The organism is Caulobacter sp. UNC358MFTsu5.1, from assembly GCF_000712075.1.
Taxonomy (GTDB): Bacteria; Pseudomonadota; Alphaproteobacteria; order Caulobacterales; family Caulobacteraceae; genus Caulobacter.
In genome coordinates this window covers 50,769-69,376 of record NZ_JONW01000001.1, presented here as the reverse complement: position 1 = coordinate 69,376, position 18,608 = coordinate 50,769, and the positions used below count along the sequence as shown (strand labels likewise).

Here is an 18,608-nt window from a genome sequence, read left to right as displayed (position 1 = left end):
TCTGGGAAAGACGGGGCCCCGCGCATCGGCGGGGCTGGTCCGGGGCGTCGCGGCTTAGGCCGCGCACACACCCGCACACGCCCCGCCGAGGCGGGTCGTTTTGCGGGTAATGGTTTTGGTCGCGGTCGCGGACATGGCGCAGCTCTCTAGGGGCGAACGGCGCCGATGTAAACCGCCTCCGTCATCGCGCCCGACGGCCGGTCGGTTGGGGCTGGCGGCGCGCGCCAAATCCCGCATAAATACTCAGACAAAATAACGAGACGGGGAGAACGGGCGATGCGAATGGCGGGACTGTGCCTGGCGGCGGCCTTGCTGGCGACCACCGCCCTCTCGCCAGGAACCGGGCGAACCGCTCCCTCGCCCCGCCTCGACGCCCACGCCGTCGCCACGGCCCGGTTCGGCGCCGACGCGGCCTGGTACGAGGACAACATCCCGCTGTTCGAATCCTCGGACCAGAGGCTGGACGAAATCTACTACTACCGCTGGAGCGTCTTCCGCGCCCACCAGCGCGACCTGGGCCCGCGCGGCTACATCACCACCGAGTTCCTCGACGACGTCGGCTGGCAGCGCTGGCCCTACGCCAGCCTCAACGACGCCACGGGCTTCCACATCCTGGAGGGCCGCTGGCTGCGCGACCGCCGCTACGCCGGCGACTATATCGACTTCATGTACGAGGGCGGCGGCAACGACCGCCACTTCGCCGAGGCCATCGCCGACGCCACCTGGGCCCGCTACCTGGTCGACGGCGACCAGGCGTCCGCGACGCGGCACCTGGCGGCGATGAAGCACATCTACGCCCTGTGGGACGACCACTACGACTTCGACAAGAAGCTGTACTGGATCGAGCCGCTGCTGGACGCCACCGAATATACGATCAGCTCGATCGACGCCTCGGGCGGCAAGGACGGCTTCACCGGCGGCCACGCCTTCCGGCCCTCGATCAACAGCTACATGTACGCCAACGCCAAGGCGATCGGCCGCCTCTCGGCCCTGACCGGCGACACGGCGGCGGCGGCCGACTACGAGGCCCGAGCCCAGTCCCTGAAGACGCGGGTTCAGAAGAGCCTGTGGAACGACGGCTTCGCGCACTTCGTCGACCGCCACCGGATCAACAACGACCATGTGAAGTACTGGGACCCGATCCGCGGCCGCGAACTGGTCGGCTACGTGCCCTGGACCTTCGGCCTGCCCGACGACACGCCCGCCTACGCCCAGGCCTGGAAGCACGCGGTCGATCCCGACGAACTGGCCGGGCCCTTCGGCCTGCGCACGGTGGAGCCGTCGTACGAATATTACATGCGCCAGTACCGCTACGAGGGGACCGCGCCCGAGTGCCAATGGAACGGGCCGGTCTGGCCGTTCCAGACCACCCAGGTGCTGACGGGCCTGGCCAACCTGCTGAACGACTACAGGCAGGACGTGGTCGCCCGCGCCGACTACGCCCGCTTGCTGGCCCAGTACACCGCCCTGCACTACCAGGACGGCAAGCCGGACCTGGAGGAGGACTACGATCCCGCCACCGGCAAGCCGATCGTCGGCCTGGCCCGCAGCCACCACTACAATCACTCCGACTATGTGGACCTGGTGATCACCGGCCTGGTCGGCCTGCGTCCGCGCGCCGACGACGTGCTGGAGGTCAATCCGCTGGCCCCGACCGATCCGGCCGATCCGCACTTCCTGAAGTACTTCCGCCTGCAGGACGTGGCCTATCACGGGCGTCTGGTGACCATCGCCTGGGACGCCGACGGCGCGCGCTACGGCCGCCAGGGGCTGGTGGTCAGCGTGGACGGCCAGGAAGTGGCGACCAGCCCCACCCTCGCCCGGCTGACCGTCCCGCTGGCGCGCAAGGCCCCGGCGCCGATCGCCCGTCCGATCGACCTGGCGGTCAACCTGGTGCGCTCGGACTATCCGCGCGGCGCGGCCTCGTCCGGCGCCGATCCCAAGACCGTGCATCAGGCCCTGGACGGCCGGGTGTGGTTCTTTCCGGAAATGGCCAACGGCTGGTCGCCAGGGGCTGGGATCGGCAAGGCCTGGTTCGAGGTCGACTTCGGCAAGCCGACGCCCGTGACCGCCGCCGAGCTCAGTTTCTTCGCCGACGACAAGGCCTTGGCCGCCCCGGCCCGCTATCGGCTGGAGGCGTGGAAGGACGGCAAGTGGGTGGAGGTGGCCAAGGTGGCGACGCCGCTGGCCAACGGCGTCGACAGGACGACCTGGGGGCCGGTGACGGCCGGCAAGCTGCGGGCGGTGTTCGACCTGGCGCCCGGCAAGGACATGCGCCTGGTCGAGATGAAGGTGTTCTGAGCGCCCTCTTCAGCCCGGGTCCGGCGACCAGCTCAGCCGCGCGCCGTCGGCGCCGTCCGACCGCGGCCCCGGGCTCAGGCTGGTGATCGTCCCGCCCCTCAGGTCCAGCGTCAGGAAGCGGTCGGTTTCGAGGGACATCAGCACGAGGTCTCCGGTCGGGGTCTCGATCCATTGGAACGCGCGCGCCTGGAGGCTCGGACGCCGATCCAGGCTCACCGCGCCGTCGGGGGCGACCGAGACGAAGTCCTGCCCGACCTTCAGCGCCACGCGCCCTTGGCCCAGGTCGACCACCGAGAAGGTCGAAGGGGCGCCGATCGCCAACCGCCCGTCGACGACGCTCAGGCCAAGCGAGGACCCCAGAGCCGCGAACCGGACCGAACCGCCGAACGGAATGGGTCTCTGCAGGCCCTTGGGGTTCGGCTCGTGGACCGTGATGCTGTCGAAGTCGGCGTGACCGCCTTCCACGCCCGTCGTGTTGTAGGCGAACAGCGCGTAGCGCACCCCCTGGAAGGTGCGAAGCGAGAAGACCGTGGTGAAGACCGCGCCCACCGGCGTGAAGGCCACGCCGTCGGTCGAATAGCTCAGCTGAGCCTTTTCCGTCAGGAAATCGCAGTCGGCGCGCAGCCAGACCCGGCTCCCGGCCAGCGGCGTCGACGACTTCGCGCCGGTCGACTTGTCGAACTGGACCAGCGCCAGGTCCTTGCCCGCGCGCTCCACGCCGATCCAGGCATAGGGCATGTCCAGCAACGCCAAGCCCGCGATGTCGCCGTCCTTCAGGCCCGCAGCGTCGAGGACGACGGTCGGCTGCGATCGCGGGCCGATCGCCCGCTGGGTCAGGCTGTTGCGGGCTTCCCAGAACGAGGGTGCCGGAAGGGTGCGAAGGCGCAGGAAGCCGGGCCGCTCGGTGAGCGACCAGTGCGTGTCATCCGGCACGTGGTTCCACTGCCAGACCGGCTTCAGCCGTGCGCCGTCGAACGTATCGCTCCGCTCGTAGGGGACCCGGATCGGCGAGGCCGCGTCGGTCTTCGGCTTGACCCAGGTCCGAGGCGTCCGTCCCAGGTTCCCCGGCAGGCCGAAATAGGGCCAGCCGCCCTTCCAGGTGATCGGCGAAAGCGCGACGAGGCGGCCGACTGAATTGTAGTCGAGCATGGAAAAGCCCCACCACTCGCCCTTTGGCGTCCGCACCACGCCGCCCTGGTGCAGCGACATGCGGCCGCGCGGTTCGGGATTGGGCGGGACGAGATCGAAGGCGGGGCCGTTCGGGTCCTTCAGGCGGTAGCCTTCGGCCAGCCCGAAATCCTCGTCGATGCTGATGGCCTTGTTGATCTCCCACGGGCCGGCGAGGCTGTCGGCGCGGGCGGCGGGCATACGCATGCGGCCGTCCCACCAGGCGCTGATGATGAAGTAGCGGCCGTCGATCTTGTAGAGGTGCGAGCCCTCCCCCATGCCCGCGTCGCGATCGAACAGGGTGCGCTCGGTGCCCTCGACGATGTCGGTCAGGTCGGCGTTCAGCTGGCCGATCTTCAGATCGCGATAGCCCCAGACGACCCAGGCCTTTCCGTCATCGTCGAACAGCACCGAAAGGTCGTGGAACGACCGCTTCATCCGGCGATGGGTCCACGGGCCGCGCGGGTCGGTGGCGGTGAAGACCTGGGTGGTCTCGCCGTTGACGTTGGAGAAGATGTAGAAGACGCCGTCGTGATAGCGGAAGCTGGGCGCCCAGATCCCGCGCCCATAGACGTCGCCGCCCTGCAGGCGATAGGCCGGCGCCAGATCCAGCTTGTCGACGGCGTAGGACAAGAACTCCCAGTTCACCAGGTCCTTGGACCGCAGGACGGGCAAACCCGGCATGGCGTGCATGGTCGTGCCGGTCATGTAGAAGTCGTCGCCGACGCGGATCAGGTCGGGATCGGAAAACTCGTCGTAGAAGATCGGGTTGGTGAAGGTCCCGTCGCCGTTGTCGGCCGTCCAGGTGGCCTGGCCCCAGGCGGGCGCGGCGGCCGCGAACAGCGCCGCGCAGGACAGCAAGGCCGCCAAGCCGGAAGCGCGGGCCACCGCGGAGGCCTTGCTCATGGGCTCTGCTCCGATTTCCAGCCGGGAGGCGCCCGCCCATGCCTCGCCTCAACGACGCATGGGCGGGTCGTGGCCCCTAGTTCAGGTCCAGCACCACCACCGACTTGCTCGGCAGGGTCGCGGTCAGGGTGTCGCCCTTGATCGAGGCCGCCGTGAAGGCCGCCGGCTTGACCGCGTTCGGGGCGTCGAACGTGTTGTGCGCCGCCATGGTCGAGGCCGTCAGCACCCGGCCCTTGGCGGCCTTGCCGCTCACGCCCGAGAGCTTGACGGTCACGGTCGCCGACTTGTTCGGATCCAGGTTCACCAGCGCCAGGTGGACCACGCCGGCGGTGTCCTTGCCGGCCGAGGCGCTGACCGCCGGCACGCTGGTCTTGCCCACCGTGTAGGCCGGGCTATTCAGCTCGACCGGCAGGGAGGTCGCGCCCTGGAACGGCTTATAGAGGTCGTAGACCCAGTAGGTCGGGGTCAGGACCATCTTGTCCTTGTCGGTCAGGATCATCGCCTGCAGCACGTTGACCATCTGGGCGATGGCGGTCAGCCGCACCCGGTCGGCGTGCTTGTGGAAGATGTTCAGCGTCGCGCCGGCCGCCACCGCGTCGCGCATGGTGTTCTGCTGGTACAGGAAGCCCGGGTTCGTGCCCGGCTCGACGTCGTGCCAGATGCCCCACTCGTCGACGGCCAGGCCCACCCGCTTCTTCGGGTCGTACTTGTCCATGATGGCGGTGTGCTTGGTGATCAGCTCGTCCATGCGCAGGGCCTGGAACATGGTGTCGGCCCAGGTCTGCTCGTCGAACTCGGTGGCCGAGCCCTTGTGCTCCCACTTGCCGCTGGGGATCGTGTAGTAGTGGACGCTGATCTGATCCATGTTCTTGGCAGCGCCGGCCATCAGGGTCTCGGTCCAGCTGTAGTCGTCGCTGTTGGCGCCGCCGGCGATCTTCTCGGTCTTGGTGCCCTTCGGCACCCGGATGAACTCGGCGAAGTTGCGATAGAGGTCGGTGTAGTGGGCCGCCGTCATCTGGCCGCCGCAGCCCCAGTTCTCGTTGCCGACGCCGAAGTAGTCGAGCTTCCAGGGTTTGTCGCGGCCGTTGGCCCGGCGCAGGTTGGCGATCGACGAGCTGGTCGGCGATACCATGTACTCGACCCACTCGGCCATCTCCTGCGGCGAGCCGGTGCCGACATTGCCGGCGACATAGGTCTTGGCGCCGATCAGTTCGGCGAACTCCATGAACTCGTTGGTGCCGAAGCTGTTGGGCTCCTCGACGCCGCCCCACACCACGTTGACCTTGACGGGGCGCTTGTCGCGCGGGCCGATCCCCTCGCGCCAGTGGTAGTCGTCGGCGAAGCAGCCGCCGGGCCAGCGGACCAGCGGCACCTTGATGGCCTTCAGGGCCGCGACCACGTCGTTGCGATAGCCCCGGGTGTTGGGGATCTTGCTGTCCTCGCCGACCCAGACGCCCTCGTAGATGCCATGCCCCAGGTGCTCGGCGAACTGGCCGTAGACCTCCGGCTGGATCACCGGACCAGGCTGGTCGGCGCGCAGGGCGCCGGTGACGGCGGTCTGGGCGCAAGCGGCCCCGGCCGTGGCCAGGACAGCGGTGGCGAGGCCTGCGACGAGCGCGTGCTTCAACGTGGTCAGCTTCACGATATTCTCCCTAAGGCTCGCCGTTGATCGGCGTTTGTCTTCGGTGGTTCGGATCTAGTGGTTGTCGCGGGGCAGGCCCTTGGTCTGGGCGATGCGCTGGTACTTGACGGCCGGCTCCAGCACCGCCCCCGTCTCCATCTGGCCGACGATGGCCCGCTGGATCTCCTGCCAGGGCGTCTGGCTTTCCGGATATTTGAAGCCGCCTTCGGCCTCGAGCGCCTTGCGCCGCGCGACGATCTCCTCGGGCGTGACCAGCACGTCGACGCGCGACTTGCGCAGATCGACGCGGACCCGGTCGCCGGTCTTCAGCAGGGCCAGGCCGCCGCCGGCCGCGGCTTCCGGCGAGGCGTTGAGGATCGAGGGAGACCCCGACGTGCCCGACTGGCGGCCGTCGCCGATGCACGGCAGCTGGTGGACGCCCTTCTTGATCAGGTAGTCGGGGGCCCGCATGTTCACGACCTCGGCCGCGCCGGGATAGCCGATCGGCCCGGCCCCACGCATGAACAGCACGCTGCGCTCGGTGATGCCCACCGACGGGTCGTCGATCCGGTGGTGGTAGTCCTCGGGGCCGTCGAACACCACCGCGTCGCCCTCGAAGGCGTCGGGGTCGTTCGGGTCCGACAGGTAGCGGTCGCGGAACTCGGCGGTGATCACGCTGGTCTTCATGATCGCCGAGTTGAACAGGTTGCCGCGCATGACCACGAAGCCGGCGCGCTCGACCAGCGGCTTGTCGAACGGACGGATCACCGCCTCGTCCTCGATCGCCGCGCCGCGACAGGCTTCGCCCAGGGTCTTGCCCGACACGGTCAGGGCGTCCTCGCGGATCAGGCCCTGGCCCATCAGCTGGTTGACCACCGCCGGCACGCCGCCGGCGCGGTAATAGTCCTCGCCGAGGTATTCGCCGGCCGGCTGCAGGTTGACCAGCAGCGGCACCTCCTCGCCATAGGTCTGCCAGTCGTCGACGCTGAGCTCGACGCCCATGTGCCGGGCCAGGCCGTTCAGGTGGATCGGGGCGTTGGTCGAGCCGCCGATGGCCGAGTTGACGACGATGGCGTTCAGGAACGCGTCGCGGGTCAGGATGTCGGACGGCTTGATGTCCTGCTCGACCAGCTCGACGATCCGCAGGCCGGTCTCGTAGGCGTTCTGCTGCCGGTCGCGATACGGGGCCGGGATCGCCGCCGAGCCGGTCAGCGACATGCCCAGCGCCTCGGTCAGCGAGTTCATGGTCGTGGCCGTGCCCATGGTGTTGCAGTAGCCGGTCGACGGAGCCGAGCTGGCCACCAGCTTGATGAAGCCGGCGCGGTCGATCTCGCCGGCCGCCAGCATCTCGCGGGCCTTCCAGACGATGGTGCCCGAGCCGGTGCGCTGGCCCTTGTGCCAGCCGTTCAGCATCGGGCCGACCGACAGGGCGATGGCGGGGATGTTGACGGTGGCGGCGGCCATCAGGCAGGCCGGGGTGGTCTTGTCGCAGCCGATGGTCAGGACCACGCCGTCGATCGGATAGCCGTACAGGGTCTCCACCAGGCCCAGGTACGACAGGTTGCGGTCCAGGCCCGCGGTCGGACGCTTGCCGGTTTCCTGGATCGGGTGGACCGGGAACTCCAGGGCGATGCCGCCGGCCGTGCGGATGCCTTCGCGGATGCGCTCGGCCAGCACCAGGTGGTGGCGGTTGCAGGGCGACAGGTCGCTGCCGGTCTGGGCGATGCCGATGATCGGCTTGCCCGACTGCAGCTCGTCCAGCGACAGGCCGAAGTTCAGGTAGCGCTCGAGGTACAGCGCCGTCATGTCCGCGTTGTCGGGATTGTCGAACCAGGCGCGCGAACGAAGGGCGCGGGGCGGAACGGCGGCAGAGCTCATGACAGTCCTTGATAGGCGGCCCCGGGTGGACGAGGAGGGCCTTGGGTCGGCGTCAGCGGGAGGGCCTCGCGGGCTGCCATGACGATTGTCCGCCACTTGAGCGGAGCGATCGACATTCCCGTTCGTTTCACCCCTGTTTATTTGTCTGACTATACCGCCCACGACGTGGCGTCAACGTGAGAGCTGCGCCGCTCGACAAGGTCGGCAAGCCGTGTTTTCCAATTGAACGCACAACAAAAACTTCGCCGAAAGTTGTCGGACGATAGGTCGCGCGGGAGGCGTCCATGGACTCGAAAAATCCGCTCGCCAAGGCGGGGTTCCGCCTCCGGCGCCGGGCCCTGCTGGCCGCTTCGCTCGCCGCGCCCTGGCTTCCGCACGCGGCCCGGGCAGCTGATTCCCTGGCCTTCCGCGCCCTGGCGCCCACCCCGCCGATGGGCTGGAACAGCTGGGACAGCTTCGCCACCACCCTGACCGAGGAGCAGGCGATCGCCAACGCCCAGGTCATGGCCAAGGTGCTGCTGCCGCACGGCTACGACGTCTTCACGGTGGACATCCAGTGGTACGAGCCCGGCGCGACCGGCTTCGACTACCGTCAGGACGCGCATCTGGCGCTCGATCCGTGGGGCCGCCTGCTGCCGGCGGTCAACCGCTTCCCGTCGTCCGCCAACGGCGCAGGGTTCAAGCCGCTGGGCGACCGGCTGCACGCCCTGGGCCTGAAGTTCGGCATCCACCTGATGCGCGGCGCGCCCCGCCAGGCGGCGGATCGAAACCTGCCGGTGCTGGGGACGGACCTCCGCATCGGCGACATCGTCGACAGGAACAGCACCTGCCCGTGGAACCCGGACATGTACGGCGTCGACATGAAGAAGCCGGGCGCCCAGGCCTATTACGACAGCGTCTTCAAGCTGCTGGCCGCCTGGGGCGTCGACTACGTCAAGGTCGACGACATGAGCCGGCCCTATCACGACCACGCGCCCGAGATCGAAGCGGTGCGCAAGGCCATCGACGCCAGCGGCCGACCGATGGTGCTGAGCCTGTCGCCCGGCGAGACGCCGCTGGACGCCGCGGCCCATGTGCAGCGCCACGCCAACCTCTGGCGGATCAGCGACGACTTCTGGGACCAGTGGCCGCTGCTGCTGGAGCAGTTCGGCCGGCTGGAGCGCTGGAACCCCTACCGCATCCCCGGCTGCTGGCCCGACGCCGACATGCTGCCGCTCGGCGTCCTCGACCTGGGCAAGCGGACCACGCGCTTCACCCCCGACGAGCAGCGCACGATGATGACCCTCTGGTCGATCGCCCGCTCGCCCCTGATCATGGGCGGCGACCTGCGCAAGCTGGACGCCGCGACGACGGCGCTGCTGACCAACGACGAGGTCTTGGCGGTGAACCAGCGGAGCACGGGGAACCGGCCGGTGATCAACGACGACCGGCAAGCGGCGTGGGCGGCCGAGGCCCCGGGTTCGAAGGCGCGATACGTGGCGCTGTTCAACAAGACGGACCGCGAGGCGGCGGTCGGCGTCGACCTCGCGCCGCTGGGTCTGAAAGGTCGCGCGGCGGTGCGGGACCTCTGGGCGCGGAAGGCCGACGGCGCGGCGGAGGGCCGGCTGGAGCGGACGTTGCCGGCCCACGGTTCGGGACTGTATCGGCTCGGCTAGTCAAAATCCGCTCATCCCGGCGAATGCCGGGATGAGCGGTGCTTTGAGACGTTAGACAGTAAGCGAACCTAGTCCGCGATCGAGGCCCGCGTGTCCTCCAGCGCCAAGCCCACCAGCCGCTCCATCGCCTGCCGCGCCTGGTCCGGACGGCTGGCGGCGATGGCGTCGAACACCTTCCAGTGGTCGGGCATCGGGTCGCGGGGCAGCTCGCGCTTGCGCTGCTTGAAGATCGTGGTCCAGCGCACCGCCGCACCGATGCTGCTGGACAGCGTGAACAGCGGCGCGTTGCCGGTGGCCTCCAGCACGGTGTCGTGAAAGTCGCGGTCGGCGGCCTGGCCGGCCTCGGTGGCCAGGGTCTGGCTTTCCATCTGGATCAGCGCCTTGCGCATGCGTTCCAGCTGGCCGTCGTCGCGGCGCTCGGCGGCCAGGGCCGCGGCGGCCGGCTCGACGATCATCCGCAGTTCGTACAGGCCCTTGAGGAACTCCTCGCTGGGCTCGGATTCGAAGAACCAGGCCAGCACCTCGGGGTCCAGCAGGCTCCACCGGTTGCGCTCGGTGACCCGGGTGCCGGTCTTGGGACGGCTCTCGACCAGGCCCTTGGCGGCCAGGATGCGGATGGCCTCGCGATAGGCGCTGCGCGAGACCTGCAACTGCTCGCTGGAATCGATCTCGTTGTTGAGGATGTCGCCCGGCTGGTACTGGCCGGAGACGATGGCCACCCCCAGGGTGCGCGCGATCGAGCCGTGGATTCGACTGGTGGCCGCCAGGCTGTCCCGCGCGAAATCCCCGTCGCCGGCCTTGTCCGTCTTCTTTCGCACGCGCGCTTCGCTCCCTGCCCAGCCGACGAACGAAGCCCCCTCCGCCCGCCGATCTCGACGCAGCGCGACACTAGCGAGACAGTTTGTCCGCCGACAAGGGATTTCGCAGGGGCTTCACCGATCATGGGTGTCCGATTTCCATCCTCAAAAGTATGACGATTGGCAAACGCCGACGCGACGCGGGTTTGCGCCGTTTCCGGCGCTGGGACAGCGCGCCGTCCGGTTCGGATCGCCGCCGGGAAACGCCCGATCCACGTTTGACAGCGCCTCGCAGATCGCTATTTGTCTGACTAAATAGCCAAACCCGCTGGGAGGTAACGACAGCCATGGTGCTGCGGTTCGTGCAACTGAAGGAACAGGGCGGGACGCGAATCCTCGCGGCGGTCAATGACGCGGGCCTGGCCCGCAAGGTCGAGGGCGTCGACACCCTGCTGGCCCTGGCCAACGCCGCCCTGGCGGCCGGCGCCACCCTGGCCGAGGCCGCACAGGCCACGCCGCTCGGCGCCGAGATCGACATCCCCGCCGCCCTAGCCGAGGGCCGGGTGCTGGCCCCGATCGACCATCCCGATCCCGCCCACCTGGTGCTGACCGGCACCGGCCTGACCCACCTCGGCTCGGCCGAGGGCCGCGACAAGATGCACAAGGCCGCCCAGGCGGGCGAGCAGCTGACCGACTCCATGCGGATGTTCCTGATGGGCGTCGAGGGCGGCAAGCCCGCCGCCGGCCAGGTCGGGGCCCAGCCGGAGTGGTTCTACAAGGGCGACGGCTCGCACGTGGTCGGCCACGGCGCGGCCCTGACCTCGCCCGCCTTCGCCAAGGACGGCGGCGAGGAGCCCGAGATCGCCGGCGTCTACATCATCGGCCCCGACAGGACCCCGCACCGCCTGGGCTTCTGCCTGGCCAACGAATTCTCGGACCACGTGATCGAGCGCGGCAACTATCTGTGGCTGGCCCACTCCAAGCTGCGCCAGGCGGCCCTGGGTCCCGAACTGCTGACGGGCGAGCTGCCCGCCGACGTGCGCGGCGCCAGCAAGATCCTGCGCGGCGGCCAGGTGGTCTGGGAGAAGCCCTTCCTGTCGGGCGAGGCGAACATGTCCCACACGATCGCCAACCTCGAGCACCACCACTTCAAGTACGACATCTTCCGCAAGCCGGGCGACGTGCACGTGCACTTCTTCGGCACGGCCACCCTGTCGTTCTCGGAGGGCTTCCAGACCCAGGTCGGCGACGTGTTCGAGATCGGCGCGGCTCCGTTCCTCTACCCTGTCAGCAATCCCCTGGCCCAGGCCCAGGACAAGCCGGTGACGGTGCGCCAGCTGTGACGCCGATCCGCCTGGCGCCCATTCGCCTAGCATTGGTCGGTCTGGGCAAGATCGCCCGCGACCAGCACCTGCCCGCCATCGCCGCCGACGACCGGTTCGAACTGGCCGCCGTGGTCAGCCGCAACGCCGACCTCGACGGCGTCCCGCACTTCACGACCCTGGCCGAGCTGCTGGCCAGCGACGTGGCGGTCGACGCGGTGTCGCTGTGCACCCCGCCCCAGCCGCGCCACGCCCTGGCCCATCTGGCCTTGGCGGCCGGCAAGCACGTGATGCTGGAAAAGCCGCCGGGCGCGACGCTGAGCGAGGTCGAGGACCTGCGCCTGACCGCGGCCGAGCGCGGCCTGACCCTGCAGACCACCTGGCATTCGCGCTACGCCCAGGGCGTGGCCCCCGCCCGCGAATGGCTGGCCGACAAGACCATCAAGTCGGTCCGCATCGACTGGCGAGAGGACGTCCGCGTCTGGCATCCGGGCCAGACCTGGATCTGGGAGGCCGGCGGCCTGGGCGTGTTCGATCCAGGCATCAACGCCCTGTCGATCGCCACCGCCATCCTGCCCCGCCCCTTCTTCCTGACGGCCGCCACGCTGCACGTGCCGGAAAACTGCCAGTCGCCGATCCAGGCCGAGCTGGACTTCGTGGACGCCGCCGGCGCGCCGGTAAGGGCCGAGTTCGACTTCCTGCAGACCGGTCCGCAAAGCTGGGACATCGCGGTCGAGGTCGAAGACAAAGATACCGGTAACAAAGTGTTGAAGCTGTCGCACGGCGGCGCCAAGTTGTGGCTCGACGACGTCCTGCTTCGCGAGGGGCCGGACGCCGAATATGCCGGCCTCTATGACGCTTTCGCGCGCTTGGTGGTCGACGCCGCCAGCGACGTCGACGTCAGCCCGTTACGCCATGTCGCCGACGCCTTCCTGCTGGGGCGACGGGTCGTCGCTCCGGCGTTCATTGAATAGAGAGATCGACATGGCCGAAGCCGCGCTGCGGGCCCTGAACCCCGCCACCAACGAACACTTCGGCCGCAGCTTCCCGGAGCCTAGCGCGGAGCAGATCGAATCCGTCGTCGCCGCCGCCGCGGCCGCCTTCGACACCTATCGCGAGACCGACCTGGAAACCCGCGCCGCCTTCCTCGAGGGGATCGCCGCCGAGATCGAGGCGCTGGGCGACGAGCTGATCGAGACCGCCGTGGCCGAGACCGGCCTGCCCGCGGCCCGCATCACCGGCGAGCGCGGCCGCACCTGCGGCCAGCTGCGGCTGTTCGCCCAGGTCGTCCGGCGCGGCGACTGGATCGGCGCCCGCATCGACCCGGCCATGCCGGACCGCACGCCCCTGCCCCGCGCCGACCTGCGCCAGCGCTTCATCCCGCTGGGCCCCGTGGTGGTGTTCGGCGCGTCGAACTTCCCCCTGGCCTTCTCGACGGCCGGCGGCGACACCGCCTCGGCCCTGGCGGCCGGCTGCCCGGTCATCGTCAAGGGTCACTCGGCCCACCCCAACACCGGCTACTTGGTGGGCACCGCGGTCGAGAAGGCGGTCAAGGCCGCCGGCCTGCCCGCCGGCGTCTTCGCCATGCTGATCGGCCAGCAGCGCACCCTGGGCGCCGGCCTGGTCGCCGACCCGCGCGTCAAGGCCGTGGGCTTCACCGGTTCGCGCGCCGGCGGCACGGCCTTCATGCGGATCGCCGCCAACCGCCCCGAGCCGATCCCGGTCTTCGCCGAGATGAGCAGCGTCAATCCGGTGCTGCTGCTGCCCGCCGCCCTGTCGGCCCGCGCCGAGGCCCTGGGCGCGGCCTTCATCGGCTCGCTGACCATGGGCGCCGGCCAGTTCTGCACCAATCCCGGCCTGGTCTTCGTCCTGGCCGGCCCGGACGCCGACCGCTTCGAGACCGCCGCCGTCGAGGCGCTCAAGGGCGCCCAGCCCCACGTCATGCTGACCCCGGGCATCTTCGGCGCCTACGAGCAGGGCGTGGACGCGCTGGTCGACCATCCGGGCGTCAAGCTGCTGGCCCGCGGCTGCGTCGGCGACGGCGTCAACCAGGCGGTCGGCGCGCTGTTCTCGACCGACGCCGAGACCTTCCTGCGCGACCCGGTGCTGAGCCACGAGGTGTTCGGCTCGTCGTCGCTGATCGTGCGGTTCTCGGACGTGGTGCAGCTGGCCACCGCCCTGGAAGGGCTGGAAGGTCAGCTGACCGCCACCCTGCAGATGGACGCCTCGAACCCCGGCGACATCGAGGCCGCGCGCCGCCTGCTGCCGATCCTGGAACGCAAGGCCGGTCGCATCCTGGCCAACGGCTGGCCGACCGGCGTGGAGGTCTCCAACGCCATGGTCCACGGCGGTCCGTATCCGGCCACCTCGGACCCGCGCGGCACCTCGGTGGGCACTCGCGCCATCGAGCGCTTCCTGCGCCCGGTCTGCTACCAGGACATCCCCGACGTCCTGCTGCCGGCGGCCCTGCAGGCCGCCAACCCGCTGGGCGTGCGCCGCGCGCTGGACGGAGTGCTCTAAGGACTGCGATCGGGGACAGGCGCATGCGCCTGTCCCCGGCAGTATCTATAGTCCGACAATTATAAACTCCCTGCCGCGCTTACCGTGCGGCAGGGCGTTTTGATTCTTCCACGACCCCATATTTCGCCTTGCGCGCCGTTGAAATCGCCGTTATCCCGCTTTTGTCTGAGTAAATAACTCAGACAAAACCAGCCCCCACCAAAGGCGGGCGGAAACAAGAGCGCCCAGGCGCCGTGATCGGGAAGAGACGACGGCGTCCCGCCACCCTTCCGTCACGCGTCGCGGGCCGACCGGGGAGTGGATTCGTGGCGCGCGTGCGGCTTGATCATCTCGGCAAGAGCTTCGGCGCGACCGCCGTGCTCGACGACGTGTCGCTCGACATCGCCTCCGGCGAGTTCATCGCCTTCCTCGGCCCGTCGGGCTGCGGCAAGTCCACCCTGCTGCGGATGATCGCCGGGCTGGAGACCGTGGAGACAGGCCAGATCCACATCGGCGATCGCCGCGTCGACGCCCTGGCGCCGGGCGACCGGGGCGTGGCCATGGTGTTCCAGCACTACGCCCTCTACCCCCACATGACGATCTTCGAGAACATGGCCTTCGGCCTGCGCAACGCGAAGGTCCCCAAGGCCGAGATCGAGACCCGCGTGGCCGACGCGGCCCGCATCCTGGAGATCGAGCGCTTCCTGCAGCAGAAGCCCGGCCAGCTGTCGGGCGGCCAGCGCCAGCGCGTCGCCATCGGCCGGGCCATCGTCAAGAAGCCGGACCTGTTCCTGTTCGACGAGCCGCTGTCGAACCTGGACGCCGCCCTGCGCATGCGCACCCGGCTGGAGCTGGCCCAACTGCGCCGCCGGGTCCAGGCGACGATGATCCTGGTCACCCACGACCAGGTCGAGGCCATGACCCTGGCCGACCGCATCGTGGTGATGAGCGACCGCCGCATCCAGCAGGTCGGGACGCCGATGGAAATCTACGCCCGCCCCGCCAACCGCTTCGTCGCCACCTTCGTCGGCTCGCCGCCGATGAGCTTCCTGGACGCGACGCTGGGCGAGGGCGCCGGCGGCCTGGCCCGCGCGACCCTGGCCGGCGGCGCGGCCGTCGACACCGAGGTCCCGCTGGCCGCCCTGCCCGCCGGCGCCGGCTGGCGTCTGGGCCTGCGGGCCGAGGCCGTGAAGGTCGTCGCCCCCGGCGCGGGCCTGGTCGACGCCAAGGTCGAGTTCGTCGAACGTCTGGGCGACCGCACCCTGGTCTACCTCCGCCTGGCCGACGGATCGGCCATCACCGCCGAGGACGCCGGGACCAGCCGCGCGGCCATGGGCGACGCGGTCGGCCTGGCCCTGGACGGCCCGGTCCACCTGTTCGACGCCGACGACCGCGCCCACTACGGGCCGCTGGCATGAGCGCTGCTTCGCCCCGCAGGAGTTCCTGGACCAACGGGCTGTTCGTGACGCCGTATCTGGTCGTCTACCTGGTCCTGCTGCTCTATCCGCTGTTGGCCGGCGTGTGGCTGAGCCTGCACAAGGCCGACCTGTTCGGCGGCGAGGCGTTCGTCGGGCTCGAGAACTTCGGCCGGCTGCTGCGCGATACGGTCTTCCTGCAGGCGGTGCGCAACACCTTCTACTTCGTGCTGCTGACCGTGCCGCCCCTGGCGGTCATTGCCCTGGGGCTGGCCATCGCCCTGAACCGCCCCACCCGCGCGGCGGCCTTCTTCCGAGGCGTGTTCTTCAGCTCGTCGGTGCTGTCGGTGACGATCGTGACCCTGATCTGGCGGCTTGTGCTGATCCCCGACGGCGGGCTGATCGCCAACGTCCTGCACATGGCCGGCAAGCCGCCGATCCCGCTGCTCAGCCATCCCGACCTGGTGCTGCCGGCCATCGCCCTGACCACGGTCTGGTGGTGCCTGGGCCTGCCGATGATGCTGTACCTGGCCGCCCTGCAGCAGGTGCCGGCCGAGCTCTACGAGGCCGCCGCCCTGGATCGCGCCAGCCGCTGGAAGACCCTGACCCGCATCACCCTGCCCTCGATCCGCCGGACCCTGGTGCTGGTGGTGATCATCCAGTGCGTGCTGCAGTTCCAGCTGTTCGGCCAGGCCCAGCTGCTGACCCAGGGCGGTCCCAACGGCGCCTCGCGGCCGCTCGTGCTGTTCATCTACGAGGTCGGCTTCCGGCGCTGGGACATCGGCTACGCGGCCGCCGCGTCCGAGATCCTGTTCGGCCTGATCCTGATCGCCACCGTCCTGCAGTACGTGACCACGCGCGAGAAGGAGGCGGTCCGATGAGCGCCCTCGACCGCGCCGCCGGGCGCAATCCCTGGATCGACCGCCTGGGCTGGGCCGCCCTGACCCTGGCCGCCCTGGTCATGGTGGCGCCGCTGCTGTGGACGGTGGGCCTGTCGCTGAAGGCCAACGGCGAGCTGCTGCGCGACACCGCCTCGGTGTTCCGCGGGCCCTACACCCTGGAGAACTACGGCTCGATCCTGGCGCGGCCGGCGGCGTTCCGCTGGCTGGCCAACAGCCTGCTGGTCTCGCTGTGCACCACCGCCGGCGTGCTGGCCCTGTCGTCCCTGGCCGGCTACGGCTTCGCGCGGCTGAAGTTCCCGGGCCGCAAGTGGCTGTTCGCCCTGGTGCTGTTCGGCCTGGCCGTGCCGGAGCAGTCGGTGATCATCACCCGCCACCAGCTCTTCAGCGCCCTGCACCTGCACAACACCTATCCCGGCCTGATCCTGCCCGGCCTGGCCGCGCCGTTCGGGGTGTTCCTGATGACCCAGTACTTCAAGGCCATCCCGGTCGAGCTGGACGAGGCGGCCATGCTGGACGGGGCCAGTCGCCGGCAGGTGTTCTGGAAGGTGTTGCTGCCCCTGACCCTGCCCGCCCAGGCGACCCTGGGCATCTTCACCTTCCTGTCGTCGTGGAACGACTACTGGTGGCCGCTGATCTCGGCCACGCGCAGCGAGATGTTCACCCTGACGGTGGGCGTGGCCAGCTCGCAGATCAACTTCGCCCAGACCAGCGGCCTGGGCTTCCTGATGGCCCAGGCGGTGTTCGCCAGCGCGCCCATCCTGGTCGTCTACGTGTTCTTCCAGAAGTACATCGTGCGGGCGGTGTCGGGAGCGGCGGTGCGATGAGAGCCCTTCCGCGCCTGGCCCTGATCGCCGCCGCCGCGCTCAGCCTGTTCGGCTGCTCCAGGCCGCACGACGACGTCACCCGGATCACCGTCCAGCGCATCTTCGGCGAGTGCCGCTCGGCCGGGGCCGGGGCGCGCAACCCCGACGGCGAGTGCGAGATCATCACCGGCCTCCTGGACCAGTTCCAGCGCGAGAACCCGGACATCAGGCTGAAGGTCAACATCGCCGCCTGGCCCGGCTACGACCAGTTGTCGGCCCAGTTCGCGGCCGGCGATCCGCCCGACCTGGTGACCATGCACATGTCGGCGATCTCGGACTACCAGTCGCGCGGCCTGATCGAGCCGATGGGGCCGGGGCTGGAAAGCGTCGGGGTCGATCCCGCCGCCTTCACCCGCGCCGCCCGCGAAGGCGTGACCAAGAACGGCCAGGTCTGGGGCCTGCCCTTCGACAACTGGGCGCCGCTCTGGCACATCAACCTGGGCCAGTTCCGCCAAGCGGGGCTGGTCAGGGACGGACAGCCCGTGCTGCCCACCAGCGCCGACGAACTGCTGGCCCAGGCCCGCCAGTTCAAGGCCGCCACCGGCAACCCCTATCTGGTCCAGGCCATGGCCAACGAGACGGCCAGCTACACCCGCAATCTCTACACCTACCTGATGACCCAGGACGCGGTGTTCTTCACCGATCCCAAGCACATCAAGCTGACCACGCCCGAAGCCCACCGGATCGTGGCCTTGTTCAAGCAGATGTACGACGAGGGCCTGACCACCAAGGACCAGGACTATCCGGCCGCCACCAGCGGCTTCATGAACGGCGACGGCGGGGTCTATCTGGTCGGCACCTGGATGATCGGCACGTTCGAGGCGGAGTCGCACACGCCCGGACGCCCCCTGGCCGACGGCTACGCGGTCGTGCCCTATCCGCGCCTGTTCGGGACCAAGGACGCCGCCTTCGTCGACGGCCACGCCTGGGTCGTGCCGCATCGCGATCGGACGCCGGCGCAGCGCGCCGCCGTCTATCGCCTGGTCAAGTTCCTGGCCGACCACGACTACGACTGGTCGCGCACCGGCCACTTGCCGTCGATGCAGGCGGTGATCGACAGCCCGCGCTTCAAGGCCCTGCCCCATCGCCAGGCCATCGCGCCGCTGGCGACCATCGGCCAGACCCTGCCGCCGCAGGTGCAGCGCCAGTTCGCGATCCAGGACATCATCGGCGACGAGATGGCCAGCGCCATCACCGGCCGCAAACCCATCGACACCGCCCTCGCCGACGCCGAGCACCGCGTCAACGACCTGCTGTTCCACCTTCTCTAGATCCGTGAGCC

The 18,608-nt window shown here is 69.5% G+C and carries 14 protein-coding genes; 9 read left to right on the top strand and 5 right to left on the bottom strand.

The features are described 5' to 3' along the window. Positions 1-54: 54 nt before the first annotated feature. The gene (locus BR39_RS26295; protein WP_156035531.1) at positions 55-135 is read right to left on the bottom strand and encodes a hypothetical protein; all 81 of its coding nucleotides are present in this window, start codon (positions 133-135) and stop codon (positions 55-57) included. A 141-nt stretch (positions 136-276) separates the two neighbouring features. Between BR39_RS26295 and BR39_RS0100310 the strand changes: the two genes are divergently transcribed. Continuing rightward, positions 277-2,301, top strand: coding sequence for a discoidin domain-containing protein (locus tag BR39_RS0100310; RefSeq protein ID WP_029907036.1), 2,025 nt, complete (start codon positions 277-279; stop codon positions 2,299-2,301). Between the two features lie 9 nt (positions 2,302-2,310). On the opposite strand, the gene BR39_RS0100305 is transcribed toward BR39_RS0100310, so the two are convergent. The 3 genes from BR39_RS0100305 to BR39_RS0100295 form a co-directional block, all read right to left on the bottom strand. Further along, the gene (locus BR39_RS0100305) at positions 2,311-4,374 is read right to left on the bottom strand and encodes a glycoside hydrolase 43 family protein (RefSeq protein WP_029907035.1); all 2,064 of its coding nucleotides are present in this window, start codon (positions 4,372-4,374) and stop codon (positions 2,311-2,313) included. A 76-nt stretch (positions 4,375-4,450) separates the two neighbouring features. Continuing rightward, positions 4,451-6,016 carry an alpha-N-arabinofuranosidase gene (locus BR39_RS0100300; protein ID WP_029907034.1) on the bottom strand — a complete coding sequence of 522 codons (1,566 nt, stop codon included), beginning with the start codon at positions 6,014-6,016 and terminating at the stop codon, positions 4,451-4,453. A 54-nt stretch (positions 6,017-6,070) separates the two neighbouring features. Next, positions 6,071-7,873, bottom strand: coding sequence for an IlvD/Edd family dehydratase (locus BR39_RS0100295; protein WP_029907033.1), 1,803 nt, complete (start codon positions 7,871-7,873; stop codon positions 6,071-6,073). Between the two features lie 284 nt (positions 7,874-8,157). On the opposite strand from BR39_RS0100295, the gene BR39_RS0100290 reads away from it, so the two are divergent. After that, positions 8,158-9,528 carry a glycoside hydrolase family 27 protein gene (locus BR39_RS0100290; RefSeq protein WP_029907032.1) on the top strand — a complete coding sequence of 457 codons (1,371 nt, stop codon included), beginning with the start codon at positions 8,158-8,160 and terminating at the stop codon, positions 9,526-9,528. Between the two features lie 68 nt (positions 9,529-9,596). Here BR39_RS0100290 and BR39_RS0100285 read toward each other — a convergent pair whose 3' ends face one another. After that, complete coding sequence (locus BR39_RS0100285; RefSeq protein ID WP_337685538.1) at positions 9,597-10,295, bottom strand: FadR/GntR family transcriptional regulator; 699 nt, start codon at positions 10,293-10,295, stop codon at positions 9,597-9,599. Positions 10,296-10,672: 377 nt separating this feature from the next. On the opposite strand from BR39_RS0100285, the gene araD1 reads away from it, so the two are divergent. The 7 genes from araD1 (at position 10,673) to BR39_RS0100250 (ending at position 18,597) form a co-directional block, all read left to right on the top strand. Next, positions 10,673-11,668 carry an AraD1 family protein gene (araD1, locus tag BR39_RS0100280; RefSeq protein ID WP_029907030.1) on the top strand — a complete coding sequence of 332 codons (996 nt, stop codon included), beginning with the start codon at positions 10,673-10,675 and terminating at the stop codon, positions 11,666-11,668. Further along, positions 11,665-12,621: a Gfo/Idh/MocA family oxidoreductase gene (locus BR39_RS0100275; RefSeq protein ID WP_029907029.1), complete on the top strand. Its 957-nt coding sequence runs from the start codon at positions 11,665-11,667 to the stop codon at positions 12,619-12,621. The genes araD1 and BR39_RS0100275 overlap by 4 nt, the downstream gene beginning before the upstream one ends. 10 nt (positions 12,622-12,631) lie before the next feature. After that, positions 12,632-14,167, top strand: a complete 1,536-nt coding sequence (locus BR39_RS0100270) for an aldehyde dehydrogenase (NADP(+)) (protein WP_051695012.1) — start codon at positions 12,632-12,634, stop codon at positions 14,165-14,167. 314 nt (positions 14,168-14,481) lie between these two features. Further along, entirely contained in the window at positions 14,482-15,564 is a 1,083-nt protein-coding gene (locus tag BR39_RS0100265; RefSeq protein ID WP_231499365.1) for an ABC transporter ATP-binding protein, read from the top strand. Continuing rightward, positions 15,561-16,442, top strand: coding sequence for a carbohydrate ABC transporter permease (locus tag BR39_RS0100260; protein WP_029907026.1), 882 nt, complete (start codon positions 15,561-15,563; stop codon positions 16,440-16,442). Before BR39_RS0100265 ends, BR39_RS0100260 begins: the two co-directional genes overlap by 4 nt. Continuing rightward, positions 16,439-17,287, top strand: coding sequence for a carbohydrate ABC transporter permease (locus tag BR39_RS0100255; protein ID WP_029907025.1), 849 nt, complete (start codon positions 16,439-16,441; stop codon positions 17,285-17,287). The genes BR39_RS0100260 and BR39_RS0100255 overlap by 4 nt, the downstream gene beginning before the upstream one ends. Continuing rightward, a complete protein-coding gene (locus BR39_RS0100250) occupies positions 17,284-18,597 on the top strand; it encodes an extracellular solute-binding protein (protein WP_029907024.1) in 1,314 nt (437 codons plus the stop codon). The genes BR39_RS0100255 and BR39_RS0100250 overlap by 4 nt, the downstream gene beginning before the upstream one ends. Positions 18,598-18,608 lie beyond the last annotated feature (11 nt).